Raw genomic sequence first — 25189 nt, 5'->3', positions numbered from 1 at the left:
GCCGATGGTGTCCCTGGTCCTCCGCCGTGCCACGCTCTGCGCCGGCCTCGCGCTGCCGATGGCCGCGCAGGCCGGCAAGGTGCTCGACGGCATCAAGCAGAAAGGCGTCGTCGCCTGCGGCGTGCACACCGGCCGCGCCGGTTTCGCGCTGGCCGACGGCAGCGGCCAATGGAGCGGGCTCGACATCGACTACTGCCGGGCGCTGGCGGCCGCGGTGCTCGGCGACGCCGCGAAGGTGAAGTACGTGCCGACCAGCGGGCAGACGCGCATCACCGCGCTGCAGAGCGGCGAGATCGACGTGCTGTCGCGCAACACCACCTGGACCTTCACCCGCGACGCGTCGCTCGGCCTCGCCTGGGTCGGCATCAACTTCTACGACGGCCAGGCTTTCATCGCGAAGAAGAAGCCCGGCCTCGCGAGCGTGAAGCAGCTGGGCGGCGCCACCATCTGCGTCGACGCCGGCACCACCACCGAGAAGAACCTGGCCGACTATTTCCGCGCGCACAAGATCCCGTACAAGGCGGTCGTGTTCGACCAGGCCGAAGCGGCGCAGCAGGCCTTCGCGAGCGGCCGCTGCCAGGCCTTCACCGGCGACAGCGGCGCGCTCGCGGTGCTGAAGGCCACGCACCTGAAGAACCCGGACGACTACGTGATCCTGCCCGAGCTGGTCTCGAAGGAGCCGGTCGGCCCGGCGGTACGGCGCGGCGACGACGAATGGTTCGCGATCGCGAAATGGACGCTGAACGCGATGATCGAAGCCGAGGAGCTCGCGATCACGTCGGCCAACATCGACGGGCTGAAGGCGTCGAGCAGCGACCCGGCGATCCGCCGCTTCGCCGGCAGCGGCGACGACCTCGGCCGCTTCCTCGGGCTCGACAAGGACTGGAGCTACCGCATCGTCAAGCAGGTCGGCAACTTCGGCGAGAGCTTCGAGCGCAACCTCGGCGCGCGCTCGCCGGTCAAGCTGCCGCGCGGGCGCAACAGCCTGTGGACGCAAGGCGGCCTGCTGATGTCGCCGCCGCTGCGCTGAGGGTCGCGATGTCCGCCACCTTCCCACCCCTGGGACCCCTGATGGCCGCGCCCGAAGCGAGCGCCGTGCCGGCGGATGACGCGCCGCGCGCGCCGCTGCGTTGGCAGGCCCTGGCGCTGCAGGTCGTCGCGCTGCTGGCCGTGCTGGCGCTCGGCGGCTGGCTGGCGCACAACGCGGCGCAGAACCTGGCTGCGCGGCACGTCGCGTCGGGCTTCGGCTTCCTCGACGACAGCGCCGGCTTCGCGATCTCCGAAGGCCTGGTGCCCTACGACGCCGGCGACACCTATGCCCGCGCGTTCGCGGCCGGCATCGCCAACACGCTGCGCGCCGCGCTGCCGGCGGTACTGCTGGTCAGCGTGCTCGGCTTCGCGGTCGGCATCGCGCAGCTCAGCCGGCACGCGCTGCTGCGCTGGAGCGCGATCGCCTACGTCGACCTGGTGCGCAACGTGCCGCTGCTGGTGCAGGTGCTGCTGTGGTACTTCGCGCTGACGATGCTGCTGCCGGCGCCCGAGGCGCCGATGCAGTGGAGCGGCCTGGTCTTCCTCAGCAAGGGCGGGCTCGCGGTGGCGGTGCCGCAGCTCGATGCGCTGCTGGCGGCCGGCCTGCTCGCGCTGAGCCTGCTGCTGCCGTGGACGACCTGGCGGCTGCTCGGCCGGCGCGCCGCGGCCTGGCCGCTGGCGCCGGTGCTGGTCGCCGCGCTGTGGCTGCTGCAGCCCGGCAGCTGGGACCGGCCGGTGCTCGGCAGCTTCGGCGTGACCGGCGGCGCGACGCTCAGCCCCGAGTGGCTGGCGCTGGTCGGTGCGCTGACGGTGTACGCCGGCGCCTATGGCGCCGAGGTCGTGCGCGCCGGGCTGCAGGCGGTGCCGCGCGGCCAGTGGGAGGCGGCGCAGGCGCTCGGGCTGACCCGCGCGCAGACGCTGCGCCGCGTCATCGTGCCGCAGGCGCTGCGGGTCATCGTGCCGCCATTCGCGAGCCTGGTGATGAACACCGTCAAGAACTCGTCGCTCGCGGTCGCGATCGGCTACCCCGACCTGGTCTCGGTCGCGACCACCTCGCTGAACCAGAACGGCCAGGCGATCGAATGCATCGCGATCATCGCGTCGGTCTACCTGCTGCTGAACCTGTTGATCGCGCTGGCGATGGGCGCGGTCAATGCTGTCGTGCAACTCAAGGAGCGCTAGATGGACGCGACCCTCGATCTCGATCGCCCGGCGCAGGCCTCGGTACTGCAGCGGCTGCGCAGCGCGCTGTTCTCCGACCTGCCGTCGGCACTGGTGTCGACCGCGCTGCTGCTCGTGCTGGGCTGGGGCGCTTGGCAGCTGCTGCGCTGGGCGGTGCTCGATGCCGTCGTGCAGCCCGACCCCGAAGCCTGCCGTGCCGTCGCCGGTGCGTGCTGGGGCGTGGTCAGCGAGAAGGCGCGGCTGGTGCTGCTGGGCCGCTTCCCGCCCGGCGAGCAGTGGCGGCCGGTGCTCGGCAGCGCGCTGCTGCTGGCCGGCGTGTGCGGTGCGGCGCACCCGCGGCTGTTCGGCCGTGTCGGTGTCGCGCTGCTGGCCGCCACGTTGCTGCTGTTCGGCGTGCTGATGGCCGGCGGCGTGGCCGGGCTCGCACCGGTCGGCAGCGACCTGTGGGGCGGGCTGCCGCTGACGCTGCTGCTGGCCGTCACCGGCTGCCTGCTGGGGGTGCCGCTGGGCATCGGGCTGGCGCTCGGCCGGCGTTCGCCGCTGCCGCTGCTGCGCTGGCTGTGCGGCGCGTACATCGAGGCCGTGCGCGGCGTGCCGCTGATCACGCTGCTGTTCTTCGGCGCCTTCGTGCTGCCGCTGCTGCTGCCGCCGGCCTGGCGGCTCGACCCGATGCTGCGCATCGCCGCCTGCCTGACGCTGTTCGGCGCCGCCTACCTGGCCGAGATCTTCCGCGGCGGGCTGCAGGCGGTGCCGCGCGGCCAGCTGGAGGCGGCGCATGCGCTCGGGCTGTCGCGCTGGCAGCGGCTGCGCCACATCGTGCTGCCGCAGGCGCTGCGGGTGACGATCGCACCGACCATGAGCCACTTCATCGGCGCGGTGAAAGACACGTCGCTGGTCGCGATCGTCAACGTCTACGACCTGACCGGCACGCTGCGGCTGGCGATGGGCGATCCGCAGTGGCAACCCTTCTTCGTCGAGATGTACGCGATGGTCGGTGCGGTGTACCTGCTGATCGGCCTGTCGATCGCGCAGTACGGCCGCTGGCTCGACCGCCGCCATGCCGTGAGGTGAACCTGATGACTGCATCCACTCCGCTGCTCGAGATCTCGGGCCTCCACAAATGGTTCGGCGCGTTCCATGCGCTGGCCGGTTGCGACCTGCAGATGGCCGAGGGCGAGAAGCTCGTGGTCTGCGGCCCGTCCGGCTCGGGCAAGTCGACGCTGATCCGCTGCATCAACGCGATCGAGCGGCCCGAGCGCGGCCGCATCGTGTTCGACGGCACGCTGCTCGACGATTCGCGCGACGCGGCGCGCGCACGGCTGGGCATCGGCATGGTGTTCCAGCAGTTCAACCTGTTCCCGCACCTGAGCGTGATCGACAACGTGATGCTCGCGCCGCAGCTGGTGCAGCGCGAGGCGGCGTCGACCTCGCGGGCGCAGGCGCAGGCCCTGCTCGCGCGGGTGCGCATCGCCGAGCAGGCGGACAAGTTCCCCGGCCAGCTGTCGGGCGGGCAGCAGCAGCGCGTCGCGATCGCGCGGGCGCTGGCGCTGAAGCCGCGGCTGATGCTGTTCGACGAGCCGACCTCGGCGCTGGACCCCGAGATGGTCGGCGAGGTGCTCGAGACGATGCAGGCGCTGGCGCGCGACGGCATGACGATGATCGTCGTCACGCACGAGATGGGCTTTGCGCGGCGGGTGGCCGACCGCGTCGCCTTCATGGAAGCCGGGCGCATCGTCGAGCTGCAGCCGACCGCGCGTTTCTTCGACCAGCCGCAGAACGAGCGCACGCGCGCCTTCCTCGGCCAGCTGATGGCGCACTGAGCATGGAGCGGAGCTACGTTCTCGCGCTGCATGGCGGTGCCGGCACCATCGCCCGCGCTCCCGCGCGCGACATGCGGCAGGCCGAGCTGCCATACCACGCCGGGCTGCGCGCCGCGCTGTCGGCCGGGCAGGCGGTGCTGGCGCGCGGCGGCAGCGCGCTCGATGCGGTGGTGGCCGCGGTGTGCGCGCTCGAAGACAACCCGTTGTTCAATGCCGGCCATGGCGCGGTGTTCGATGCGGATGCCCGCCATGCGCTGGACGCCGGCGTGATGGACGGCCACACGCTGGCGGCCGGCGCGGTGGCCGGCGTGCAGCGCACCCGCAACCCGGTGCAGGCGGCGCGCGAGCTGCTGCGCGACGGCGGCAGCGTGCTGCTGGGGGCCGACGGAGCCGATCGCTTTGCCGAAGCGCGCGGCCTGGCGATGGTCGATCCCGGCTATTTCTCGACCCCGCAGCGGCTCGCGCAATGGCGGCGCCTGCGCATGCAGGCGGCCGGTGCGACGGCGCTCGACCATGACGCGGCGGCGCTGGCCGACGACCCGGTGCCGCTGTCGCCCGACGCGCCGCGGTTCGGCACGGTCGGCGCGGTTGCGCTCGACCGGCAGGGGCACCTGGCGGCGGCCACGTCGACCGGCGGCATGACGAACAAGGCGCCGGGCCGCATCGGCGATTCGCCGCTCGTCGGCGCCGGCGTCTATGCGAACGATGCGAGCTGTGCGGTGTCGTGCACCGGCAGCGGCGAGCACTTCATCCGCGCCTGCCTGGCGCACGACATCCATGCGCGGATGCGCTACCTCGGGCAGGCGGTCGGCGCGGCGGCGCAGGGCGCGATGCTGCAGTCGCTGGAGCCGCTGGGCGGTCGCGGCGGCCTGGTCGCGCTCGGCGCCGACGGCAGCCTCGCGATGCCGTTCAACTCGCAGGGCATGTACCGCGCCTGGGTCCGCGAAGGCGTGCCGCAGGCGACCGCCATCTTCGAATGACCGGGAGGCGGACGGAGCGCCGGGCCGAGCGCCGGGCCGCCCCAAGCCGGCCCGGATCCCCTCGGGGGATCGACCGGTGTACCCACCGGGCGAGGGGCGGTCATTTCTCCTTCGGGAACTTGCAGCACAAGGGCCAGATCTGCGTCGGGTCGTCCGACCGGCAGGTGCACATGTCCGCCGGGTCGCCGATCAGGCTGCCGCCGTTGGTGTCCATCGGCCGGTCGTCCCACGGAAAGTTGTCGGGGTCCCACGCATCGCTCGGCGTGTCGGTCCACGGCATGTTGGCCGCCAGGTTGTCCTCGGCATGCAGGAAGCCGCAGCCGCAGCTGGTCTTCACGTTGGCGATGGTCGAGCGCTCGCTGCGCATGTTCTGCTGCGCGATCTGGATCGAGCCCGGGTTGTAGACCTTGGTGACGATCGACACATGGCCGTGCTCCGGGCTCGCGCCGCACATGCCGCGGCCGAACACGAAGATGTCGCCCGGCACCGGCGTGCCCTGGCCGGGCTTGAAGCGCGACACGCCCTGCGGCAGGTTGAAGGTGCACAGGTCGGCCGCCGACGGCACCACCAGCCGCTTGTGGAAGCGGAAGATGTAGTAGCGCTGCGGGAACTCGGTGCACTGGTAGCCGAAGCCGCTGTTGGTCATCGTGCGGTTGTTGAACGGGTTGCTGGTGTAGGTGTCGTGCCCGTTGGTGCTGAAGATCGGGTTGCCGTAGCAGTGCTCCTTGTTGAAGATCGGGAAGCCGGTCGAATCGGTGAAGTCGGTGAAGCCGCCGCGCTGGCCGTCGATGTAGGCCGACGGCGGCGCGCCGCACGCGAACGCGGACGCGAACTGCGGCAGCGCCGCCAGGGACAGCAGCGCAACGATGCGCGCCAATCGTTGAAAAAACCGGTGGGCAAGCGAAAGCGCCATGGGATCTCCTGTGAGAGGTCGTCGATGCCCGGACCGTTCGCCAGCCGCGTGCCAGCGCGGCGCGTCGCCAAGTGCTTGATTTGCCTCGGCCGGCGCCGCGCCGGCGTGCGGCTTCACGCACTGGCCCGGCCGGCCTGGGTGGCCGCCCGCACGGCGCCGGCGCTCAGCGCCCGCCCGCCGACCGCGCGGCGGTGCGCGCCACGTCCTGCAGCAGCCCGCCGGTGCCCGACATCCCCGCCACCACCGAGGTCGCGAAGCGCCCGGTGCAGGCCATCGCCAGCATCCCGAGCACCAGGAACAGGAACAGCGCGACCAGGTCGTAGGGGCCGTGCACGTCGATCGTCGCGCCCATCGAGCCGGTCGCGCTGGCGCTCATCGCGCGAAAGCCGAGCAGCACCATCGACAGCGTCACCTTCGCGATCAGGTCGTACATCATCACGTTGAAGAACAGCTTCAGCCAGCCGTCGAACAGGAACGACAGCTTGCGGAACAGCAGGAACGGGATCGTGAACCAGCCGAGGCCGAACGCGATCTCGAAGCACCACTGCATCCACAGCTCCACCACCGTCGCGACCGCGCCGAGGAACAGGATCGCCAGGCTCGCGACCATCGTCGTGAAGATCGCGTAGGCCCGGTTCGTGATGCAGTCCATCAGGCCGTCGCACACCGGGTGCAGGCTCAGCTGCAGCACCGTCGTGAAGATCTCCTCGGCGAGCGTGCGGTCGGTGCCGATGCCGGCGATGCTGCCGCCCAGGTGGTCGCCGACGAAGCGCGTCGCCGCGGCGATCGCCGGCATCAGACCGCGGTAGCCGGTCAGCAGCAGGTAGACGAAGCCGACCGTGAAGCTCAGTTCCAGCAGGTCGACGATGTCGAAGCCGCGCAGCGCGAAGCCGATGAACTTCCAGACGAACAGGAACAGCGACAGCGACGCGAACAGCACGTGCACCACCATGCCGATGCGCTCGGACGTCAGCGCCGCCGACACATGCGCCGTCATCGCGTCGTCGGCCTCGCGCAGCGTGACGAAGATGTCGTGCAGCCATGGCATGTCGGCCGGCGGCGCGGCCTGCGCCGGCAGCGCGGCGCACAGCAGCAGCGCGCCCGCCCCGAGCCATGGCAGCCACGGCCGCCGTTTCACCGCGTCACCCAGCGCGTCACGGTGCGCGCCATCTGCCCGAAGTTGATGCCGCCGGCCGCGGCCCCGGCCACCACCGCGTTCGCGAAGCGGCCGGTGGCCAGCAGCGTGAAGATGCCGACGCCGGCGAACAGCATCAGCCCGAGCACCTGCGTCACGTCGTCGATCGGCGCCAGCGTCGGCGGCGTGAAGCCGCCGCCGCTCAGCGCGGCCGCGGTCGAGCCCCAGTAGGTCATCAACGCGACCACCACCAGCGCGAGGTTGACGCGCGCGAGGATCAGGTAGATGACCGCGCCGAAGAAGAAGCGCAGCCAGCCTTCGAACAGGAACGACAGCCGCTTGTACAGCGTGAACGGCAGCAGCACCGGCCCGGTCGCGAGCGCGATGCCGTACAGCCAGAAGCCCCACACGTCGACCAGCAGCACCGCGACGCACAGCCCGGCCAGCAGCAGCGAGATCGCGAGCGCCGCGACGATCTGCACCGCGCCGCCGCGCACGCAGTCGAGGATGTTCAGCGGGTTCCACCCGAGGTGGCAGTTCGGCGAGATCTGCGTGCCGTAGGTGACCAGCATGTCGACCAGCGAGGCCGGCGTGCTGAGCGCCGCCGCGGTGCCGCCGCCCAGCCCCATGATGCCGGCCAGCAGCGCCGCGCCGACGAACAGCGCCGCGTTGAAGATCGCCGGCACCACCGTCGTGAACATGCTCAGCATCAACCCGGTGAACATGATCTGCACCGCGGTCTCGACCATCTCGCCGAGCTTGAAGCCGCGCAGTGCCCACGAGGTGCACTTCAGCACGAACAGCGCCAGCGCCAGCACGAAGAACAGCCGCGTCGCGACGTAGTGCATCGCGCCGCCCGAGACGACGGCGCTGACGCGGTCGACGATCGCATCCTCGAACTGGCCGATGCGCTTGAACGCATCGTTCAGCGCCGCATGCGCGAGCGGCGTCGCCAGCAGCAGCGCGAGCGCGGCCAGCCGCCGGGCGATGCCGGCGGCCTTCACAGCGCCACCGCCATCACCGCGCCGGCCGCGGTGGCGGCGGCGCTGGCCGCCCGCTGCACCACGTCGCCGACGCCGCCGCCCGCCGCGTTCTGCACGATGGCCGACGCGAAGCGGCCGGTGCTGTACAGCGTCGCGATGCCCACCGCGAGGAACACCAGCATGCCGACGATCGAGAAGAAGCCGTCGACGTCGACCGTCTGCGAATCGGGGATGCCGCCGCCGTGCGCAATGCCGAACATGATCTCCAGCCCGAGCAGCACCAGCGCCAGGTTGACCTTGGCGACCATCACGTAGACCACCATGCCGAAGAAGAACTTGAGCCAGCCGTCGAACAGGAACGACAGCCGCTCGAACAGCAGGAAGGGGACGGTGAGCCAGCCGATCGCATAGGCGATCTGGAAGCCCCACATCGTCCACAGCTCGACCAGCGTCGCGACGATGCCGAGCGCGATCACGATGATGTACGCGAAGATCGCCGCGATCCACGACATGATCCCGGGCCCCAGGCAGTCGAACAGGTCGCACGACGAATGGAAGTCGACCTGCACCACCATGCCGAAGATGTTCTCGGCCAGGCTCACCTTCGGGTCGCGGCCGGAGATGCCGGCGCCCAGCACGTCGGACACATAGCGGCCGGCGCCGAAGATGGCCGGGAAGATCGCCTTGTACGCGCTCAGGATCAGGTAGACGAAGAACAGCGTCATCATCAGCGCCATCATGTCGAGCAGGTCGAAGCCGCGCAGCGCGTAGCCGCTGAACTTCCAGACGAACAGCCCGAGCGCGAGCGCCGAGAACAGCACGTTGACGACCATCTCGATCTCGTGCGTGCCGAGCGCGTCGCCGATCTTCTGCGTGATCTGCTCGGTGACGGTGTCGAACACCAGGAACACCTCGTGCAGCGCCGGCAGCGACGCGGCGTGCGCCGGCAGCGCCCAGCCGGCGAGCAGCAGCGCGCCGACGATGCCGAGCGCCGCGCGCTCAGAGCGCCGCATGGCCGGGCGCCCGTTCCACCGCGTCGGCCAGGCGGCGCATCTCGGCGCCGGTCTGCAGCAGCTGGGCCTGCAGCTGCCAGCCGTAGCGCAGCGCCGCATCCTTGACCGCCTCTTCGCGCGCCAGCGCATCGAGCAGCGCGAGCGCCAGCGTGTCGCGGCCGAGCTGCGCGGCCTGGCGCTGCGGTTCGTCGCCGACCACCTGGCCGGCGGCGATGCGGCGCTTCAGGTCGTCGGCCAGCGCCGACGCCGCAGCGCGCGACGCGAGCGCGCTGCGCGGCATCGCCAGCGGCGCGGCACCGCCGCTGAAATCGGGCCCGCCGAGCTGCATCAGCGCCTGCGTCTGCTGCGCCTGCACGCCGGCCAGCGTGCCGCGCAGGCCGGCCAGCTGGGCCGATTCGGCCGCGGGATCGGCCAGCGGCGCGGCGGTGGCGGCCTGCATCAGCCCGTCGAGCGCGCCCAGGCGCTGTGCACTGGCCTGGCCGGCGCGCCGCAGCTCGAGCAGCGTGCGGCTTTCTTCGTCGGCGCGGCGGCTCAGCGTCGCGATGCTGGCCTGCATCGTGTCGTTCAACGCGGCCGCGCGCGGCTGGCCGGCGTTCGCGAGCTCGACGCGGCGCGCCAGCAGCCGCAACGCATCCGGCTGGAACAGCGGCAGCACCGCGAACGACGGCGCGCCTGCCGGCACGCCGCGCGCCGCCTCGGCCCAGCGGCCGAGCTGCACCGCGGCGCGCGGATCGATCGCCTCGTTCGGACCGCGCGGCGGGTCGACCTGCGCGAGCCCGGCCGACACCATCAGGCTCGCCAGGTCGCTGACCGGCAGCTCGCGCACGCCTGCCAGCAGCTGGCCGAAGGCCTCGCGCTGCTGCGCGGCCGTCATGCCCGGGCCGCCGGTCGCGGCCGCCGCCGCCGGGCGGCGCACCGCCCTGGCGCTGCCGTTCTGCGCGGCATAGGCCTCCAGCAGCTCCAGCACCTCCTGCCAGCCCTGCGGGTCCTGCTCGAAGGCCTGCGGCGGCAGCCCCTCGATCTCGCGCACCAGCGCGTCGATCTCCGGGTCGCCGGATGCGCGCGCCCAGGTGCAGCAGCCGAGCATCGCGGCGACGAACAGCAGCCGGGGCAGCATCACAGGATCCCCTCTTCCTTGAAGCGGGCCAATGTGAGCTGCATGCCGCGCTGGTAGCCGTGCTCCTCGATCAGCGCGGTGCGGATCGCCGCCTCGCGCGGGTGCGAGGTGTTCATCACGTACTGCTCAGGCTCCACCACCAGGTTGACGATCTTCGCGACGCCCAGCTCCTGCTGCACCAGGAAGGCCTGGCGCTTCGGCACCAGCGAGCGGATCGCCTCGCATTCGCCCGCCTGCAGGAACGGGAAGGTCTCGCGGTACAGCGCGTCGTCCATCTTCGGGTCGGACATGAAGACGAAGGTGCTGGCCGCGCTGCGCACCGCGGCCCAGCTGTCGCTGCGCAGCAGCTCCTCGGGCGACTGCGTCCACAGCTGCACGCCGGCGCCCCACTTGCCCCAGGTGCGCACCTTGGCCACCAGGTATTCGGCGAACGACTTCAGCCGCAGCGCATGGTGGCATTCGTCGACGTGCAGCTCCTTCGGAACGCCGCGCTTCGCCGGGTCCTCGAAGGTGCGGGTGATGCGGTAGAACAGCTCCAGCAGCAGCGGGCGCATCGCGTTCTCGTCGTCGCGTACCGCCTGCAGGTTGTAGACGCCGACGCGCTTGTCCAGCCCGCCGGCCGAGTCGACGGTGGCGCCGAACAGCGGCGCGTAGCGGCCGGCCATCTGCGGGTCGGTGCCGCGCGTCCAGCGGGTGAACTTCTGCGCCAGCTGCATCGGCATGTGGGCCACCAGCGAATCGAGCGTGCGCATCGAGGTCGGCAGCAGCAGTGTCTTGCGGATCGCGCCGTCCAGGTACTCCTGCTCGTTGTGCGCGAGCTGCTGCAGCAGCGGGTCGTCGTTGGCCCGCATCATCTCGACCAGCAGCTCGGTCATGTGCACGACGAAGCCGAGGTCGTTCGCACCCTGGTAGTTGACGAACGGGTTCAGCCCATGGCGGCCGTCGGCGGTGACGCGGAAGATGCCGCCGTCCGCGCCGAAGGCCTGCGCCAGCGTCTCGGTGCCGGGGTCGATGTCGATCGCGCGGATCACGCCGCCGTACTTCAGGAAGTGCGTCGCCAGCGTGTTCTTCAGGAAGGTCTTGCCGCTGCGGATCGGGCCGATCCCGACCAGCATCGCGCGCCCGCCGATGAAGTTGCTGAAGAAGAACGGCCGGCCGTCGCGGCTCTCGAGCACGTACTGCGCCTCTTCGCCGCCGAGGTCCTCGACGCAGGGCTGGCCGAGCGCGCTCTGGTACAGCAGCGCCGCTGCGGCGCTCTGCGTGCCGTTGAGCACCATGTCGCGCATGCTCTTGTGCTGGCCGCCGGGCTGCATCGTCTGGTAGGCGTAGGGCAGGTCGACGCCCTCCCACACCAGCGACAGGCCGACGTTGGAGCAGGCGCGGTCCAGCGACAGCACGGTCTCGCGCAGCTGCACCGGGTCGGGGTTGAACGCGGCGACGAAGCTGTGGCCCTGGCCCCAGGTCTCGTCCAGCGCCTCGGCCTCGCCGAGCTCGGCGATCTTGTCGGCGATCACCGGCTTCATCGTCGCCTGCTTCTCGTACAGCGAGCGCTCGCGGCCCTGCAGCACGTCCCACGGGCTGATTGCGCTGCGCTCCAGCTCGGTCTGCTTGTTGCGGAACAGCATCGAGCGCTTGAACTCGCTGAACGGCGTGAAGCGGTGCATCAGCAGGTAGTTGCCGCGCAGCCGTGCCGGCGAGTCGTCGCCATGGCCCCACAGCCCCTCGCGCACCGGGCTGCCGAGGCGGCTGACGGCGCCGATCTTCACGTACTGGTGCTCGGCGTCGTCGATCTTCAGCACGTCCATGTTGTGCACGCGCAGGTGGCGCACGTCGCCGCTGGCCAGGAAGTGGTCCCAGTTGCTCTCGGGCGGCGTCTCGTGGCGCGCGGTGTCGAGGCGGCGCGGCTGCAGCGTGGCCAGGAAGCGCATGTGCGCCCACAGCTCGTCGATGCCGAGCTGCTCGACGCCCATGATGCCGGACCACTTGGCCACCAGCACCGCGAGCGCGTCCTTCAGCATCCACGACTGGCGCTCCAGCTGCTCGGCGAGGTACAGCAGCGCGCCGTCCTTGCCGAGCGTCTGCTTCACCATGCGCCGGCTCGCGCCGCTGACCGGCGACATCGCCAGGTGCTTGACGAGGCCGGCGACGTCGAGCTTGTTCGAGTTCTCGCCGGCCTGCACCTCGAAGTAATGCACCAGCCGGGAGTTGCACAGGTCGCGGCCGTTCAGGAAGGCCTCGCGCTGCTTCGACATGAGGTCGCTGATCGGGTGCTCGCGGCGCAGCAGCGAGACCCGCGCGCCCTCGAAGTGCGCGAAGTACTGCGTGACCGCGATCGCCTTCGGAAGCGCCCCGTAGATCACGCGGGCGATGTGCGTCATGCCCTGGTGGTCGATGGCGGCCATGCCGTCGGGGTCGCGCCCCGACAGCTCGATGGCCCCGATCAGCGAGCCGGTCTTGGTGAGCACGAAGCCGTTGTACACACCGTAGGCGGTGTGCAGGTCCAGCACCGAGCCGATCTTGTCCCTGGCACCCATGGCCGCTCGCGTCCGTCGCGCTTACAGCGTGATGTTGCCGGCACCGCCGAACTGGGCGATCCACAGCGCGGCGTTCATGATCGCGATGCCGGCGACCACCACCCGCAGCACCGGGCCGAAGATGCCGTCCTTCGGCGCGAACACCCAGGTGCAGAAGGCCGCGACGATCGAGACCACCACCACCGCCTTGCCGAACGGGCCGGTCATGAAGTTCGCGAAGGCCTGCAGGAAGGTGCGCAGGCTGTCGAAGTTGGCGGCGGTGGCCTGTGCATGGGCGGAGGCGCTGAGCAGGGTCAGGACGAGACCGGACAGCGGGGCAGCAAGGCGACCGGCGATGGGCCGCACGAAGGATTTGACACGCATGGAAGGCACTCCTGTGGTTTTCACTTGTGGAAGGGGACGATGACGACGCGGCGCGGCGTGCGTGGGCAGGCCGACCAGCGGACCGGGCGGCCCACCGAGCGCTGCCAGGCCAGCAGCGCGCGCGGGTCGTCGTTGTAGATCGCGAACAGCACGCCGAACAGCAGGCCGCCCATCGCGAACGCGAAGACGAACGGGATCTGCGTGAGCATCGCGACCGTCAGCACCGCCGCGCCGATGAACTGCTTGCTGGGGATGCCCCAGATCGTGTTCTCCCGCGCGAAGATCTTCACTTCCTGCAGGCTGCGGTCCTTCTTCGTTTCTGCCATCGCGTCGTGCTCCGTGGGTCAGGCCACGTGAGACATCGCGAGAGGCATGCCATGGCAGACGGCGATCGGGGCGGCGGACCGCGATGCGCGGCAAGCCCTTGATTTGCCTCGTGAATCGCGGAGGGCGGGCGGTGGGAGAGATCGGAGAGGCAGGGCCGGGGCGTGCAGTACTTCGCATTGCCTCGCCCGGCGCGTGCGGACGCCCGCACGCCGGGCTACGGGCAGCGTGCCAGCGCCGCGCGCACCTCGGCCGGGTCGAGCTGGCCTGGCGCGAGGCCGACACGCGCCTGCAGGTCGGCCAGGATCGCCAGCGAGCGGCGGTAGTGCGTGCAGCTCTCGCGCGGCGCGCTGCGCGCGAGCGCACGGCCCAGCTGGAAGTGGCTGCGGCCCTGGATGCGCAGCGCCGCGACATCGGCCCGCGCGCCTTCCGACAACGACTCGAACACCGCGATCGACTCGCGCGCCGCGCGCGCACTGCCCGGCAGGTCGCCGCTGTCGTACAGCGCGACGCTCAGGTTGTTGCTGGCCAGCGCGAGCGCCTGGCGGGCGTCCATGTTGCCGGGGTCCTGGCGTGACAGCTCGGCCAGCAGCGCCGCGCCGCGCCGGTACGCGGCGATCGCCTGCGCCGGCCGCTTGACGCGCAGCAGCGTGACGCCCAGGTTCAGGTGCTCGCTCGCGACGTAGCGCAGGTAGCTGCTGTTGTGCGGGTCGCGGTCGAGCAGCTGCTGCTTCAGCCGCATCGAGGCCTCGAACGACTGCAGCGCCTGCAGGCCGCTGTCCAGCGTGTCGTCGCGCTGCGCCAGGTACTGGCCGCGCAGGTCGTGCCAGACCGACAGGCTCATCAACGCGTCGCGGTCGTCCGGCTGGCGCCGGACGATCTCGCTGAGCGCGCGGAACTCGACGTCGGCGGCCTGCAGGTAGGCCGGGAAATCGCCGGCGTAGAACTTCAGCTGGCTCAGCTGGCCGTGCATCGCCGCCAGCAGCAACGCGAAATCCCCGTTCGCCGGCTGCGCGTCGACCAGCGCCTGCGCGAGCGCGATGCCGGCGCGCAGCGCGGCGTCGGCCGCCGCCAGCTCGCCGAGCGAATCCGACAGCGCGCCCAACCGCTTGTGCACCACCACCAGCTCGCGCTGCGCGGTGTCGCGGGCGCTGCCCGGCACGGCCGCGGCCAGCACCGCCGTCAGCAGCTCGCGCGCCCGCAGGTAGCTGCGGCGCGCGCCTTCCGGGTCGCCCAGGTTGGCGCCGAACGGCTGGCCCTGGATGTCGCCGACCTTGCGGTAGCCGGCGGCGATCTCGGTGCGCAGGCCGGCGTCTTCCGACGGATCGGTCGACGGGTCGTCGCTCAGCTCGTTCAGGTAGCGCAGCGCATGCTCGACCACCAGCTTGCGGGCCGGCGTCGCGCCGGGCAGGTTCTGGATCGCGTCGTGCACGTCGAAGATCAGCACGCGGCCGAGCGCGCGAACGTTCGCGAAATGCTGCTCGGCGCGGGCCCGCTGGTGCTGCGCGCGCTGCGTCTCGTGCACCATCAGCGCGAGCCCGGCCGCCAGCGCCAGGTTGGCCAGCAGCGCCGCGCCGACCGCACTGCGGTGGCGCAGCACGAAGCGGCGCACGCGGCCGCGCAGTCCGCCGCTGCGCGCCTGCACCGGCAGGCCTTCGAGGCAGCGGAACAGCTCTTCCGACAGCGCCTGCGCCGACGCATAGCGCTGCGCCGGTTCCTTGTGCAGCGCCCGGCGCACCACCGCCTCCAGGTCGCGGTCGGCGCGCGCGCCGGTGGGCGGCGGCTCGCGCTCGCAGACCTCGTGCGCCAGCGCATGCGCCGCCTGCTCGCGGTACGGGCTGCGGCCGGCCAGCAGCCGGTACAGCAGCAGCCCGAGCGCATAGACGTCGCTGGCCGGCGTCAGCGGCAGCCCGCGCACCTGCTCCGGGCTGGCGCACGACAGCGTCATCGCGGCCGCGGCCGGCTCGCCGATGTGGCGCGCGATGCCGAAGTCGACCAGGTGCAGCTCGCCGGCGGCACCGACCAGCAGGTTCTCCGGCTTCAGGTCGGCGTGCACGATGCCTTGCTGGTGCAGGTAGTGCACGACCGCGCAGACCTCGCGCACCAGCCGCAGCCGCGCCGGCAGGGCCAGGCCCGCGTGCTCGCAGTGGCGCGTGATCGGCTCGCCGTCGACCAGCGCCATCGCGAAGTAGGGCTGGCCGGTGTCCGCGACACCGGCGTCGAGCAGCTTCGCGAGCTGCGGGTGGTCGAGGCCGGCGACGATGCGCTGCTCGCGGCGAAAGCGCTCCAGCGCGTCGGGCGATGCCCCGTCGCCGGCGGACGTCGCCAGCTTGATCGCGACCTGCTGCTCGTACTGGCCGTCGGCCCGCGCGGCGCGCCAGACCTCGCCCATGCCGCCGCGGCCGAGCGGCGCGACCAGCCGGTACGGACCGAAACGCTGGCCGGTGACGGCGGACGGCGCGCGCTCCATCAGGTGCAGCGCTGCAGCGCGGCGCGCGCCGCGTCGGGGCCGATGTCGGTCGGGTCGAGCAGGCGCGCGACGTCGTCGAACAGCGGCAGGCTCTGCCGGTAGCGCCTGCAGGCCTCGTCGTGATCGCCTTGCGCGCGCAGCGCCTGGGCGAGCTGGTAGTACGCGAGGCCGTGCAGGTAGTGCGTGACGATGTCGCGGCGGATGCCGTCGGGCAGCGCCTCGAAGGTGGCGACCGCCGCGGCGGCCGTGCTGCGGCTGCCCGGCACGTCGCCGGCGGCGAGCTGCGCCTCGCTGAGCCGCACCGCGGCGCCGGCGCGGTCGGCATTGAACTGCGGGCTGTTCGGCTCCTGCTGCGCCAGCCGCTCCAGCATCGCGATCGCCCGGCGGTGCAGCTCCAGCGCCTTGGCCGGCTGCTTCAATCGCACCAGCGAGCGGCCCATGCCGTGGTACTGGATCGCCAGCGTGCGCATCAGCTTGGTGTCGTTCGGGTTGGCGTCGGCCAGGCGCTGCAGCAGCGCCGCGCCCTTGCCGTAGGCCTGCAGCGCGCGCTGCGCGGTGTCGGGCTTCAGGTCGTGGCCGAGCAGCGTCATGCCGCGCAGCCCGTAGGTGGTGGCCAGCGTGTTGGCGGCGATCGCATCGCCGGGCTGGCGCGCAAGCAGCGCCTCGAGCTGCTGCGTGGCCGCTTCGGTCGACGCCAGGAAGGCCTCGTGCTGGCCGGCGTTCTGCTGCCCGTGCGCGAGTTCGCTGTACAACGTGGCGCGCAGCCGCAGCAGCGGCGCGTTGTCGGGCTCGGCGGCGATCAGGTCGTCGGTGATCGCGATGCCCTGGCGCAGCGATTCCATGCCGGCGTCGTTGCGGCCCATCGAGGTCAGCAGCGCGCCGCGGCTGCCGTGCAGCAGCGCCAGTTCGCGTTGCGCGGCGCGGAAGTTCGGATCGCGCCGCCGCGCCGGCTGCCCGAGCGGCTCGGCCAGCGCCAGCCCGCGCTCGTAGCTCGCGAGCGCGGCCACCGGATCGCCCAGGCTGGCCTCCGAATTGCGCCCCTGCAGGTCGGCGATCTGCCGGTAGCCGCCGGCCAGCTCCAGTTGCAGCGCGGCATCGCCCTGCAATTCGGCGCTGAGCTGCTGCAGGTAGTTCAGCGCGGTCTGCACGACCAGCTGGCGGGCCTGCGTCGAGCCCGGCAGGTCGCGGATCGCATTGTTGACGTCGAGGATCAGCGTGTTGGTCAGCTTGCGCACGCTCGCGAAATGGCGCTCGGCGCGTTCGCGCTGCACGTTGGCCTCCCACGCTTCATAGGCGGCGATGCCGATGCCGGCCGACAACGCGAGGTTGGCGACCAGCGCGGTGCCGACCATCGCACGGTGCCGCAACACGAAGCGGCCGGCGCGGTAGCTCCAGGCGCCGCGGCGCGCATGCACCGGCAGCCCTTCGAGGTGGCGGAACACGTCATCGGCCAGCGCCTCGGCCGACGCATAGCGGTGCGCCGGTTCCTTGCGCAGCGCCATCAGCACCATCGCGTCGAGGTCGCCGCGCAACTGGCGGCGCAGGCGGCCGCCGTGCGGCACCGCGCGGCTCGGGCGCGGCGGCTCGGTCTCGCAGATCGCGCGCGTCAGCGCGTAGCTGTCGGTGGCCGCACCGTACGGGCTGGCGCGCGCCAGCAGCCGGTACAGCACGACGCCGAGCGCATAGATGTCGCTGGCCGGCGTCAGCGGCTCGCCGCGCACCTGCTCGGGGCTGGCGTAGTCGGGCGTCAGCACGCGCTGCAGCGTCAGGGTCGGCTCACTGCCTTCGGTCCCGTCGAGCGGGCCGACGCGCTTCGCGATGCCGAAGTCGACCAGCTTCACGACGCCTTGCGGCGTGACCAGGATGTTGGCCGGCTTCAGGTCGCGGTGGATCACGCCCTGCCGGTGCGCATAGTCGACCACCAGGCAGACGCTGCGAAAGAGCTGCAGCCGCTGCGCCACCGGGAGCGCCTGCTGCTCGCAGTGGAAATCGAGCGCGATGCCGTCGACCAGCTCCATCACGAAGTAGGGCTCGCCGTCGGGGGTCAGGCCGGCGTCGAGCAGCTTCGCGAGGTTCGGGTGGTCGAGCGACGCGAGGATGCGGCGTTCGGCATTGAAGCGCGCCAGCAGCATCTGCTGGTCGCCGTCCGCGCGCATCAGCTTGATCGCGACGCGCTGCTCGAACTGGCCGTCGTCGCGTTCGCCGCGGTACACCTCGCCCATGCCGCCGCGCGCGATCAGCGAGACCAGCCGGTAGGGCCCGAGCCGGCGGCCGATCCAGTGGCGCGATGCATGCTCGTCGATCGCCTGCAGCAGCTGCGCGGCCGGCTGCTGGTCGAGCGGCGTGTCGTCGGGCGCGGCGGCGGCGAGCAGCGATTCGAGCTCGGCCTGCAGGTCCGGCTCGCCGGCGCAACTGCGCTGCACGAACTCGGTGCGCTGTGTTGCATCGAGCGCCAGCGCATCGGCCACCAGAGCCTTCAGCCGTTGCCAGCGCTGCGCATCCGTCGCAAGGCTCATCGGAGTCCCTTCCAGCTCAGCGCCGCGCGAGGCGTTGTGCCGCCTGGGTCAGCTGCACGCGGTTGCGGGCCGCGAAGCGGCGGCGCAGCTGGCGCATGTGGTAGTCGACGGCATGCGAGGACAGCTGCAGCTCTCGCGCGATCTGCTTGTCGCTCGCACCGTGCGCGAGCTGCAGCAAGATGTCGCGTTGCACCGGGTTCAGCACTTCTTCCGGGGGCGTGGCGGGACCGGACTGCGGCCAGCGGGTGTGCTGCAGGTAGAACTCGTGCAGGCACAGGCTCAGGTTCAGCAACTGGCCGAGCGCAGCGTCGCCGATCCAGGCCGTCCCCGGCGTGCGCGACAGCAGGCTGAGCAGCCAGCGCTCGTCGGCGCGGCGGCCCGGCAGCGCGAGCAGGGCGCCGCTGTGCATGCCGGTGGCGCGCAGGTCGGCGACGAAGCGGCCGAAGTGGGTGCCTGCCGCATCCGCCGCTGCACCGGCGTCGTCCCACTGGTCCAGCGACCAGATGCACGGCAGCGACGACTGCAGCGCCTCGCGCCAGCGCGGATCGACCTCGTGGTGCCTCTGCCCGAAATAGCGCTGCAGCCAGTCGATGTCGATCAGCGTGGTGCAGAACGCGGCCGGGCGCCAGCCGGCTTCGTCGCGCACCAAGCTGCCGCAGGCCAGCCAGTCGAAGCCGAGCGTCTGCATCAGCGCACGCACCGTGCGGTGGCGCTCGCACGGGCTCTCGGCGGCCAGCAGCGCGGTCAGCAGCGACGGCCGGCGCGGGCTGCCGAGCGGATGCGACTCGATGCGCGGCGGCTCGGTGTGCAGCAGCAGCGGCGGCGGCCGCAGCACCGGCAGGCCGTGCTCGACGCCCGGCAGGTGGCCGAAGCCGCTGTCGATGTCGGCGTGGATCGTGGCGTTCATCGCAACTCTCCCGAAGTTCTCGTTCCCCGTAGGGCGCAAGCTCGGGCGGCAGCGGCTCATGCAATGTGTGACGAAGCGTATCCGTGCCGCGCACCCGGCGCGCTCAGCGGCCGGCCAGTTCGCGCAGCAGCCAGGCGCGGGCGCTGGACCATTCGCGCTTCACGGTGGCCGGCGAAATCTCGAGCGTCGCCGCGGTCTCGTCGACGCTCAGGCCGCCGAAGAAGCGCAGCTCGACGACGCGGCTCTGCTGCGCATCGAGCTGCTGCAACCGGGTCAGCGCCTGGTCGAGCGCCAGCATGTCGAGCACCGACGTGTCGCGCGGCGCGAGCTGCGCGATGGCGGCTTCCGACAGCTCGTCGAGCGGCACGTGGGCCTGGCCGCCGCCGCGCTTGTCGGCCCCTCGCGCGCGGGCGTGATCGACCAGGATGTGACGCATCACTTTCGACGCGAGCGCAAAGAACTGCGAACGCGACGCCCACTGCACCGGGCGGTCGTCTGTCAGACGGAGGTAGGCCTCGTGCACCAGGCCGGTGTTCTGCAGCGTGTGGTGCGCGCGCTCATGGCGCAGGTGGCGGCCGGCAAGGCGGCGCAGCTCGTCGTACACCAGCGGCAGCACCCGGTGCAGCGCGTGCGCGTCGCCGTCGGTCCAGCGCCGCAGCAACTGCGTCACCTCGCCGCCCAACATCGCATCGTTCGAGGGTCGATCGACCACGCATCCTCCGACATCCGTTGCCGAAACCGAAGAGCGCCGAGCTTACGGCACGGCGTTCGATGCGGGCGCATCAGTTTGTGAACACCCCACGCGCGACTTCGCGTGGCGGGACAGCGTTGCGCTGCGGCCTGCGGAGCGCGGGCGGCCGCCCGGCACTTCAGGGGGTGGCTTGCGCGCCGACCAGCCGGCCGGTGCGCGCCTGGAACGCGCAGCGGTAGGTGAACGGGATCGAGTTCATGCCGGGCGCGCGTTCGACGGCGCCCTGGCCGTCGAGCCAGGTGTCGTCGTTCGGCGCAGGCTGCAGCCGGCGCGTCTCGGCATCGAACGCGATGCGGCCGACGCGCGGGTACTTGTCTTTCAGCGTCGCGGCGATCGCGGTTTCGCAGGCATCGGGCGAGACCTTGCTGAGGTCGGGCTCCCACGCTTTTTCGGCCAGCGGGCGGGAGCTGCCGGTCTCTCGGAACACGACGCCCGAGGTCTCGTTCGATTCGGCGTTGTACGCACAGCGGTAGGTGAAGCCATGCACGCCGGTCGCGGCGGTCTTGTAGCGGCCGGCGCCCTTCACGGTGGTCTCGTCGCCGCTGGCCGGCAGCAGCGAGCGCTGCGCGGCGATGAACTCGATGTCGCGCGCTTCCTTGCCACGCATCTCGCGGATGGTGTCGGCCACCGCGGTCTCGCAGCGTTCGGCGGGCTTCGCCTCGGCCGCCGCCGGCGCGGGCGCCGGGGCGGCCAGCGCCGCACGGGCCGTGGACAGCAGGATCAGAAAGGGCAGGGACCGGATCAGGCGCATGGGAAGACGGCGTAGGGAGGAGGAAGCAGCGGCAAGGGTACACGCTGCGCCGCGCGAGGGGAACCGCTGTTGCACCTCAGGCGTCCCCCGCGCCGGCCGATCGGCGGGCGTGGTGGCGCTGCACCTTGGCGCGGTTGCCGCAGTCGCCCATCGAGCACCAGCGGCGTGGTGCGCCGCGGCTGTCGTCGAGGAACAGCCAGCCGCACAGCGGCCCGGCGCACAGCCGCATGCGCGCGGCCCGCGGCGAGCAGAACAGCGACAGGCCTTCGCGCGCCAGCAGCGTGCGCAGCGAGAGCGCGCTGTCGTCGGCGCTGCCGCGCCAGCGCAGGCCGGCCTGCGTGTGGCCGACGCGCGGGCCGTCGCCGGCGGCGAGCTCGTTCAGCAGCGCGAGCGCCGCGGCCGGCGGCTTGCCGCCTTGTGCGATCGCGAGGCCGGTGCGGAACACCGCCTCGCGCGCGGCGACCACCGGCGCGAGATCGTCGGCCGAGGCCTTCAGGGCCGCTGCGCCGCGGGCATCGACCAGGTCCTGCTCGACGCACCACTGGGCGAAGCGCGCCCAGCTGCCCAGGCGCTCGGACGGTGCGTCGGCCAGGTGATCGCCGGCGGTGTTCGCGAACTCCAGCGCCAGCGCGCCGCCGACGCCGGCCGAGATGCCGGCCATCAGGACGCCGCTGGCCAGTAGCGCCGTTCGGTGTCGGCGAAGCGCGGGTGGGCGTCGGTGCGCGCCAGCAGCGCGGCGAACGCGGGACGGGATGCGGCCAGGTGCGGACGGGTGCCGAAGCACTTCGACAGCGCGGCGGCCATCAGGTCGAGCGCGCCCGGGGCGTCGCCGGCGAGGAAGCCGGTGGGCGGCGCCAAGAAGCTGTCGGCGAACACCTCCCACAGCCCGTGCAGGTGGCGGCGCGTCTGCGCACGGATGCGCCGGGCCTCGTCGTCGCTGCAGGCCTCGCAGAAGCGCTCGGGGAAATCGATCACCGTGATGGCCGGGTAGACATTGGCCGCCAGATAGACGAGGCCGCGCAGGTGGCTGGCGCGGCGGGCGGCGTCGGCGGGCAGCAGCTGTGCCTCGGGGTGCGTCAGGCCGAGGTGGACCAGGATCGCGGCCGTTTCGGTCAGCAGCTCGCCGCTGGAGCCCTGCAGCGTCGGGATCTGCACCAGCGGGTTGACCGCCTTCAGCCGGTCGCGGCCGGGCGATTCGGTCCACGGGGCGGCTTCGATGGTCTCGAACGGCACGCCGCACAGGCGCAGCGCCGCATCGACGGCAGCGCAGCCGACCGATCCGGGGGTGGCGAAGAGTGTGTACATGGCGGATTCCTGGTGCAAGGATCCGGCTCATTCTGCCTAACCGGTTAGGCGAGTCAATCACCCTGGTCGCAGCGCAGCGGCACTGGCGGGCCGCAGTTGGGTTCAAATCGCGCCCATGAGCAAGGCCTTCACCAAAGAGAGCGATTCCGACGGCGACGACGATGACGACATCGGGCTGCCGGCGCTGCCGCAGGGCACGCGCAACTACGTGACGCCGGCCGGCTACCAGGCCCTGCGCCACGAGCTGCTGACGCTGCTGGACGACGAGCGGCCGAAGGTGGTCGAGGTGGTGTCGTGGGCCGCGAAGAACGGCGACCGCTCCGAGAACGGCGACTACCTGTACGGCAAGAAGCGGCTGCGCGAGATCGACCGGCGCATCCGCTTCCTGACCAAGCGGCTCGACATCGCCGAGGTGGCCGATCCGTCGCTGCACCACGGCAACGACCAGGTGTTCTTCGGCGCCACCGTGACCTATGCGAACGAGCGCGGCGAGGAGCGCACCGTCACGATCAAGGGCGTCGACGAATCGGACAGCAGCAAGGGCGAGATCAGCTGGATCGCGCCGATCGCGCGGGCGCTGCTGAAGGCGCGCGTGGGGGACGAGGTGCAGTTGATGACGCCGGGCGGGCTGGAGCGGATCGAGGTTGTCGACGTCTCCTACCCGAAGCCGCATTCGTAGCCGGATGCCACTCCGGGATCACGGCTTCACGCGGACGACCTTCAGCACCGGCGCCGCACGCCGCAGCGTGCGCATGACGTCGGCCAGGTGCAGCCGGTCGCGCACGCTCAGCAGCAGCCGCAGCTCGATCGTCTGCGCGGCCGGTTCGTCGTCCATGTCGATGTGGGTGATGTCGGCCTCGGCCTCGCTGACGGCGGCCGCCACCTGCGCCAGCACGCCCTTGCCGTTCTTCAGCAGCAGCGTGACGCCGGTCTCGAACGCCCGCATCGGTTCTTCGGCCCATTCGACCGTCATCCAGCGCTCGCTGTCGCGTTCGAACAGCCGTTTCGCGGTCGAGCAGTCGACGGTGTGCACCACCAGCCCTTCGCCGCGGCCCAGGTAGCCGACGATCGCGTCGCCGGGGATCGGCCGGCAGCACGGCGCCATCTGCACCGACGCGCCTTCGCTGCCGTCGATCACCACGAGGCCCTGCGACGGCGCGTTGTCGTCGGCGGCGTAGCGGCCCATCGTCAGCGTCAGCGCATCGGGGCGTTCGCCGCGTTCGCCCATCATCTGCGCCAGCCGCTTCGCGACGATGGTCGCGATCTTGCGGCCGAGGCCGATGTCGATCAGCAGTTCGGCGCGCGAGCGGGTGCCGCTCCAGCGCGCGAGCTGTTGCCACAGCGCACCGGCCGCGGCCTCGGCCGGGTCGTTGGCCGGCATGTTCAGGCCTTCGGCGCGCAGAGCCTGCGCGAGCAGCTTCTCGCCCAGCTGCTGCGACTCTTCCTGCTCCATGTTCTTCAGGTAGTGGCGGATCTTCGAACGCGCCCGGCCGGTGCGCACGAAGTTCAGCCAGGCCGGGTTCGGGCGTGCGCCGGGCGCGGTGACGACCTCGACCACGTCGCCGCTGCGCAGCTCGGTGCGCAGCGCGACCGGGTCGCCGTTGACCTTGGCCGCGACGCAGTGGTCGCCGACGTCGGAGTGGATCGCGTACGCGAAGTCGACCGGCGTCGCGCCGCGCGGCAGCGCCATGATGCGCGACTTCGGCGTGAACACGTAGACCGCATCGGGGAACAGGTCGATCTTGACGTGCTCGAGGAATTCGTTCGCGTCGCGCGTCTCGTCCTGGATGTCGATCAGCGACTGCAGCCACAGCGTGCCCAGGCGCTGCGCATCGTGCAGCTGGGTGTTGCCGCCGGCCTTGTACATCCAGTGCGCGGCGATGCCTTTTTCGGCCACCGCATGCATCGGCTCGGTGCGGATCTGGAACTCGACCGCGGTGCCCAGCGGGCTCACCAGCGTGGTGTGCAGCGACTGGTAGCCGTTCGCCTTCGGGATCGCGATGTAGTCCTTGAAGCGCCCCGGCAGCGGCTTGTACAGCTGGTGCAGCACGCCGAGCGCCAGGTAGCACTCGGGCAGCGTGCCGACGACGATGCGGAAGCCGAAGATGTCGTTGACCTGCGCGAAGCTGAAGTGCTTCTCGCGCATCTTGCTGTAGATGGAATAGAGCGTCTTCTCGCGGCCGAACACCTGCACCTTCTGCTGGGCCTGCGGTTGCGCGTCGGCGAAGGCCTTCTCGACCTCGCGCTGGATGCGCTCGACGATGTCGCGCCGGTAGCCGCGCGCGCGCAGCACCGCCTTCGACAGCGCCGCATGGCGCCACGGCCGGGTGTGCTGGAACGACAGCTCCTGCAGCTCGCGGTAGGTCTGGTTCAGGCCGAGCCGGTGCGCGATCGGCGCGTAGATGTCGAGCGTCTCGCGGGCGATGCGCATGCGCTTGGCCGGCGCCATCGCGTCCATCGTGCGCATGTTGTGCAGCCGGTCGGCGAGCTTGATCAGGATCACGCGCACGTCGCGCGCCATCGCGAGCAGCATCTTGCGGAAGGATTCGGCCTGCGATTCCTCGCGCGTGGAAAACTGCAGCTTGTCGAGCTTGGTCAGGCCGTCGACCAGGTCGGCGGTGGATGAGCCGAAGCGCTCGATCAGCTCGACCTTGGTGACGCCGCAGTCCTCCATCGCGTCGTGCATCAGCGCGGCCATGATGGCCTGCGCGTCGAGCTTCCAGTCGGCGCACAGGCCGGCGACCGCGATCGGGTGCGTGATGTAGGGCTCGCCGCTCGCGCGGAACTGGCCCAGGTGGGCCTCGTCGGCGAAGCGGTAGGCCTCGCGCACGCGCTTGATGTCGGCGGCGTCGAGGTAGTCGAGCTTGTGGGTCAGTGCCGCGAACGACGCGGCCGCGGCGTCTTTCGTGGCCGCCGGCACCGGCGTGCTGCCGCCGCGGCCCGACGGGGCGGGCGGCGCTTCACGCAAGGCAGTGGCCGGAGAACGGGCGTTCATGGCCCGAATTTATCGCGGATTCGACGCAGACGCCGTCGTGGGGACGCAGCAAGGGAAAACGCGAACGGCCCGCGAGGGGCCGTCCGGGCGAAGTTCGGAGC

22 protein-coding genes are annotated in these 25189 nt (G+C 71.5%); 6 read left to right on the top strand and 16 right to left on the bottom strand.

The genetic code is table 11. From position 1 onward, the window contains the following. Positions 1–4 precede the first annotated feature (4 nt). Genes FHT26_RS13865 through FHT26_RS13845 form a run of 5 tightly spaced genes read left to right on the top strand, consistent with a single transcriptional unit; the run spans position 5 to position 5011 of the window. On the top strand, positions 5–1030 hold the full coding sequence (locus FHT26_RS13865; protein WP_168561018.1) for an amino acid ABC transporter substrate-binding protein: 1026 nt from the start codon (positions 5–7) through the stop codon (positions 1028–1030). Between the two features lie 41 nt (positions 1031–1071). Next, positions 1072–2211, top strand: coding sequence for an amino acid ABC transporter permease (locus FHT26_RS13860; RefSeq protein WP_168560711.1), 1140 nt, complete (start codon positions 1072–1074; stop codon positions 2209–2211). Continuing rightward, a complete protein-coding gene (locus FHT26_RS13855) occupies positions 2212–3282 on the top strand; it encodes an amino acid ABC transporter permease (protein ID WP_168560710.1) in 1071 nt (356 codons plus the stop codon). A gap of 5 nt (positions 3283–3287) precedes the next feature. Further along, on the top strand, positions 3288–4031 hold the full coding sequence (locus FHT26_RS13850; protein WP_168560709.1) for an amino acid ABC transporter ATP-binding protein: 744 nt from the start codon (positions 3288–3290) through the stop codon (positions 4029–4031). A 2-nt stretch (positions 4032–4033) separates the two neighbouring features. After that, positions 4034–5011 (top strand): isoaspartyl peptidase/L-asparaginase family protein, encoded by a 978-nt coding sequence (locus FHT26_RS13845; protein ID WP_168560708.1) that lies wholly within the window; start codon positions 4034–4036, stop codon positions 5009–5011. A gap of 100 nt (positions 5012–5111) precedes the next feature. Here the strand turns inward: FHT26_RS13845 and FHT26_RS13840 are convergent, their stop codons facing one another. From FHT26_RS13840 to FHT26_RS13770, 15 genes are all read right to left on the bottom strand, one after another. Then, entirely contained in the window at positions 5112–5924 is an 813-nt protein-coding gene (locus FHT26_RS13840; protein WP_168560707.1) for a CHAP domain-containing protein, read from the bottom strand. A gap of 163 nt (positions 5925–6087) precedes the next feature. Continuing rightward, positions 6088–7062, bottom strand: a complete 975-nt coding sequence (locus tag FHT26_RS13835) for a type IV secretion system protein (RefSeq protein ID WP_168560706.1) — start codon at positions 7060–7062, stop codon at positions 6088–6090. Continuing rightward, on the bottom strand, positions 7059–8063 hold the full coding sequence (locus tag FHT26_RS13830) for a type IV secretion system protein (protein WP_168560705.1): 1005 nt from the start codon (positions 8061–8063) through the stop codon (positions 7059–7061). The genes FHT26_RS13835 and FHT26_RS13830 overlap by 4 nt, the downstream gene beginning before the upstream one ends. Further along, complete coding sequence (locus FHT26_RS13825) at positions 8060–9055, bottom strand: type IV secretion system protein (protein ID WP_168560704.1); 996 nt, start codon at positions 9053–9055, stop codon at positions 8060–8062. The genes FHT26_RS13830 and FHT26_RS13825 overlap by 4 nt, the downstream gene beginning before the upstream one ends. Continuing rightward, positions 9042–10172 carry a hypothetical protein gene (locus FHT26_RS13820; RefSeq protein ID WP_168560703.1) on the bottom strand — a complete coding sequence of 377 codons (1131 nt, stop codon included), beginning with the start codon at positions 10170–10172 and terminating at the stop codon, positions 9042–9044. Before FHT26_RS13820 ends, FHT26_RS13825 begins: the two co-directional genes overlap by 14 nt. Continuing rightward, positions 10172–12706: a VirB4 family type IV secretion system protein gene (locus tag FHT26_RS13815; RefSeq protein ID WP_168560702.1), complete on the bottom strand. Its 2535-nt coding sequence runs from the start codon at positions 12704–12706 to the stop codon at positions 10172–10174. The genes FHT26_RS13820 and FHT26_RS13815 overlap by 1 nt, the downstream gene beginning before the upstream one ends. 21 nt (positions 12707–12727) lie before the next feature. Next, positions 12728–13069, bottom strand: a complete 342-nt coding sequence (locus FHT26_RS13810; RefSeq protein ID WP_168560701.1) for a TrbC/VirB2 family protein — start codon at positions 13067–13069, stop codon at positions 12728–12730. Positions 13070–13089: 20 nt separating this feature from the next. After that, positions 13090–13395 carry a hypothetical protein gene (locus FHT26_RS13805; RefSeq protein ID WP_056807544.1) on the bottom strand — a complete coding sequence of 102 codons (306 nt, stop codon included), beginning with the start codon at positions 13393–13395 and terminating at the stop codon, positions 13090–13092. 215 nt (positions 13396–13610) lie between these two features. Beyond that, positions 13611–15863, bottom strand: coding sequence for a serine/threonine-protein kinase (locus FHT26_RS13800; RefSeq protein WP_168560700.1), 2253 nt, complete (start codon positions 15861–15863; stop codon positions 13611–13613). Further along, on the bottom strand, positions 15863–18379 hold the full coding sequence (locus FHT26_RS13795; RefSeq protein WP_168560699.1) for a serine/threonine-protein kinase: 2517 nt from the start codon (positions 18377–18379) through the stop codon (positions 15863–15865). Before FHT26_RS13795 ends, FHT26_RS13800 begins: the two co-directional genes overlap by 1 nt. Positions 18380–18395: 16 nt before the next feature. After that, positions 18396–19286: a helix-turn-helix transcriptional regulator gene (locus tag FHT26_RS13790; RefSeq protein ID WP_168560698.1), complete on the bottom strand. Its 891-nt coding sequence runs from the start codon at positions 19284–19286 to the stop codon at positions 18396–18398. A 103-nt stretch (positions 19287–19389) separates the two neighbouring features. Next, the gene (locus FHT26_RS13785) at positions 19390–19998 is read right to left on the bottom strand and encodes a sigma-70 family RNA polymerase sigma factor (RefSeq protein ID WP_349238145.1); all 609 of its coding nucleotides are present in this window, start codon (positions 19996–19998) and stop codon (positions 19390–19392) included. Positions 19999–20155: 157 nt separating this feature from the next. Continuing rightward, positions 20156–20788: a hypothetical protein gene (locus FHT26_RS13780; protein ID WP_168560697.1), complete on the bottom strand. Its 633-nt coding sequence runs from the start codon at positions 20786–20788 to the stop codon at positions 20156–20158. 76 nt (positions 20789–20864) lie between these two features. Next, the gene (locus FHT26_RS13775) at positions 20865–21449 is read right to left on the bottom strand and encodes a CGNR zinc finger domain-containing protein (protein WP_168560696.1); all 585 of its coding nucleotides are present in this window, start codon (positions 21447–21449) and stop codon (positions 20865–20867) included. Then, positions 21449–22093 carry a glutathione S-transferase family protein gene (locus tag FHT26_RS13770; RefSeq protein ID WP_168560695.1) on the bottom strand — a complete coding sequence of 215 codons (645 nt, stop codon included), beginning with the start codon at positions 22091–22093 and terminating at the stop codon, positions 21449–21451. Before FHT26_RS13770 ends, FHT26_RS13775 begins: the two co-directional genes overlap by 1 nt. A gap of 115 nt (positions 22094–22208) precedes the next feature. Between FHT26_RS13770 and greB the strand changes: the two genes are divergently transcribed. After that, complete coding sequence (gene greB, locus FHT26_RS13765; protein WP_168560694.1) at positions 22209–22772, top strand: transcription elongation factor GreB; 564 nt, start codon at positions 22209–22211, stop codon at positions 22770–22772. A gap of 18 nt (positions 22773–22790) precedes the next feature. On the opposite strand, the gene FHT26_RS13760 is transcribed toward greB, so the two are convergent. Beyond that, positions 22791–25088, bottom strand: a complete 2298-nt coding sequence (locus tag FHT26_RS13760; protein WP_168560693.1) for a RelA/SpoT family protein — start codon at positions 25086–25088, stop codon at positions 22791–22793. Positions 25089–25189: the final 101 nt, after the last annotated feature.

It is taken from the genome of Rhizobacter sp. SG703 (assembly GCF_012275445.1).
Classification (GTDB): domain Bacteria; phylum Pseudomonadota; class Gammaproteobacteria; order Burkholderiales; family Burkholderiaceae_C; genus Rhizobacter.
Note: the sequence above shows the minus strand (reverse complement) of the source record. Positions and strands in the feature narration are given on the sequence as shown.

Excerpts from the sequence above, each read along its gene's own strand:
- FHT26_RS13840 (WP_168560707.1), bottom strand. The coding sequence starts at position 5,924 with ATGGCGCTTTCGCTTGCCCACCGGTTTTTTCAACGATTGGCGCGCATC.
- FHT26_RS13865 (WP_168561018.1), top strand. The coding sequence starts at position 5 with ATGGTGTCCCTGGTCCTCCGCCGTGCCACGCTCTGCGCCGGCCTCGCG.
- FHT26_RS13800 (WP_168560700.1), bottom strand. The coding sequence starts at position 15,863 with ATGGAGCGCGCGCCGTCCGCCGTCACCGGCCAGCGTTTCGGTCCGTAC.
- FHT26_RS13775 (WP_168560696.1), bottom strand. The coding sequence starts at position 21,449 with ATGGCCGGCATCTCGGCCGGCGTCGGCGGCGCGCTGGCGCTGGAGTTC.
- FHT26_RS13855 (WP_168560710.1), top strand. The coding sequence starts at position 2,212 with ATGGACGCGACCCTCGATCTCGATCGCCCGGCGCAGGCCTCGGTACTG.
- FHT26_RS13815 (WP_168560702.1), bottom strand. The coding sequence starts at position 12,706 with ATGGGTGCCAGGGACAAGATCGGCTCGGTGCTGGACCTGCACACCGCC.
- FHT26_RS13810 (WP_168560701.1), bottom strand. The coding sequence starts at position 13,069 with ATGCGTGTCAAATCCTTCGTGCGGCCCATCGCCGGTCGCCTTGCTGCC.
- FHT26_RS13825 (WP_168560704.1), bottom strand. The coding sequence starts at position 9,055 with ATGCGGCGCTCTGAGCGCGCGGCGCTCGGCATCGTCGGCGCGCTGCTG.
- FHT26_RS13850 (WP_168560709.1), top strand. The coding sequence starts at position 3,288 with ATGACTGCATCCACTCCGCTGCTCGAGATCTCGGGCCTCCACAAATGG.
- FHT26_RS13795 (WP_168560699.1), bottom strand. The coding sequence starts at position 18,379 with ATGAGCCTTGCGACGGATGCGCAGCGCTGGCAACGGCTGAAGGCTCTG.
- FHT26_RS13760 (WP_168560693.1), bottom strand. The coding sequence starts at position 25,088 with ATGAACGCCCGTTCTCCGGCCACTGCCTTGCGTGAAGCGCCGCCCGCC.
- FHT26_RS13860 (WP_168560711.1), top strand. The coding sequence starts at position 1,072 with ATGGCCGCGCCCGAAGCGAGCGCCGTGCCGGCGGATGACGCGCCGCGC.
- FHT26_RS13820 (WP_168560703.1), bottom strand. The coding sequence starts at position 10,172 with ATGCTGCCCCGGCTGCTGTTCGTCGCCGCGATGCTCGGCTGCTGCACC.
- FHT26_RS13770 (WP_168560695.1), bottom strand. The coding sequence starts at position 22,093 with ATGTACACACTCTTCGCCACCCCCGGATCGGTCGGCTGCGCTGCCGTC.
- FHT26_RS13790 (WP_168560698.1), bottom strand. The coding sequence starts at position 19,286 with ATGAACGCCACGATCCACGCCGACATCGACAGCGGCTTCGGCCACCTG.
- FHT26_RS13805 (WP_056807544.1), bottom strand. The coding sequence starts at position 13,395 with ATGGCAGAAACGAAGAAGGACCGCAGCCTGCAGGAAGTGAAGATCTTC.
- FHT26_RS13780 (WP_168560697.1), bottom strand. The coding sequence starts at position 20,788 with ATGCGCCTGATCCGGTCCCTGCCCTTTCTGATCCTGCTGTCCACGGCC.
- FHT26_RS13845 (WP_168560708.1), top strand. The coding sequence starts at position 4,034 with ATGGAGCGGAGCTACGTTCTCGCGCTGCATGGCGGTGCCGGCACCATC.
- greB (WP_168560694.1), top strand. The coding sequence starts at position 22,209 with ATGAGCAAGGCCTTCACCAAAGAGAGCGATTCCGACGGCGACGACGAT.